We start from the raw sequence: 1,628 nt of genomic DNA, 5'->3' as shown, positions 1-1,628 counted from the left end.
ACGTGATCGCCATGGCCACGGCCTTTACCCCGGCCGAGGTCCGCAAGGACGTGCAGGAGCAGATCGCCCGCATCTCGCGCCTGGCGGAGGACCTGCTGGACTACGCCAAGCCCTGGCAGATCGAGCCGCGGGCCATCGACCTGTCGCAGCAGGTGCGCCAGGCGATCCGCCACGCCCCATCCGTGGAACTGGGGCCCGGGCTGGACAAGCCCTGCCCCGTGCACGCCGACCCCGCGCGGCTGGACCAGGTGCTGGCCAACCTCCTCACCAACGCCCAGGCCGCCGCAGGCCAGCGGCGGGTGCACGTGGATGCCGAGCCGGGCGAGGACGGCCTGCGGCTGCATGTCTGCGACGACGGACCCGGCATTCCCGCCGAGCTGCGCGAGCGGCTGTTCCAGCCCTTCGCCTCGCGCAGCCCGGGCGGCACCGGGCTGGGCCTGGCCATCGTCGCACGCATCATGGCCGCGCACGGCGGCACGGCCGCACTGACCGAGCGCCCGCCCTGGCGCACCTGCTTCACCCTGACCTTTCCTCCCCACCGACCATGACCCCTTCCCCCTCCCTGGGCCACATCCTGCTGGTGGACGACGAGCCCGCCTACCAACGGCTGGGCAGCTCCTTCCTGCGAGAACTGGGCCACCGGGTCACCGTGGCCGGCAGCGGCGAAGAGGCGGCCTGGGCCTTCGGACAGGACCGCGCCCACGTGGTGCTGCTCGACCTCGCCATGCCGCCCAGCATGGACCCCGAAGCGGGCCTGGAGCTGATCGGGCAGTTCGCGGGCTCGGTCGTGGTGGTCCTGAGCGGCCACGGAGACCGGGAACTCGCCCTGCGCGCCGCCGAGAAGGGCGCGTGGGACTTCCTCACCAAGCCCATCGACCCGGACATGCTGCGCTTCGTCGTCTCGCGCGCCATGCACAAATCCCGCCTGGACGAAGAGCTGCGGGAGCTGCGCGCACGCGAGGGCAGCGAAGACCTGGGCATCGTCGGCCAGTCGCCTGCCGCGCAGCAGCTGCGCGCCATGGTGCGCCGCGTGGCCGGCACCTCGGTGAGCGTGATGGTGCTCGGGCCCACCGGCACGGGCAAGGAGCTGGTGGCCCGCGCCCTGCACCAATGCAGCGTACGCCGGCAGGGCCCTTTCGCGATCATCCACTGCGGCGCCCTGTCCAGCGAGCTGCTGGAGAGCGAGCTTTTCGGCCACCTGAAAGGCAGCTTCACCGGCGCCCACCGCGACCAGCCGGGCCTGGTGGAAACCGCGCACGGCGGCACGCTCTTCCTGGACGAAGTGGGCGAGATGCCGCCCGCCATGCAGGTCAAGCTGCTGCGCTTCCTGCAAGAGGGCACCTTCCTGCCCGTGGGCGGGCGCGAGACGAAGAAGGCCGACGTGCGCGTGGTGTCGGCGACGCACCGCGACCTGGAGGGCATGATCCAGGATGGCAGCTTTCGCGAGGACCTCTTTTACCGCCTCAAGGGCGTGGTGATGCGCATCCCGCCCCTGGCCGAGCGGGGCATGGACGTGCCGCTGCTGGCCGCGCACTTTCTGCGCCGCGTGGCGCCGCAGGCCCTGTTCGCGCCCGACGCCCAGGCCTGGCTCGCCACGCAGCCCTGGCCGGGCAACGTGCGCCAGCTCC

The 1,628-nt window shown here is 72.2% G+C and carries 2 protein-coding genes; both read left to right on the top strand.

The window, feature by feature from the left end:
• Positions 1–548 (top strand): sensor histidine kinase (locus AC27IQ_RS24075; protein WP_487091067.1); only part of this gene is annotated, 548 nt, incomplete at its 5' end.
• Positions 545–1,628: sigma-54-dependent transcriptional regulator (locus AC27IQ_RS24070; protein WP_487091066.1), on the top strand; the 1,084-nt coding region annotated here is incomplete at its 3' end. The genes AC27IQ_RS24075 and AC27IQ_RS24070, both read left to right, overlap by 4 nt.

The organism is Acidovorax sp. KPB24-07, assembly GCF_057543315.1.
Note: the sequence above shows the minus strand (reverse complement) of the source record. Positions and strands in the feature narration are given on the sequence as shown.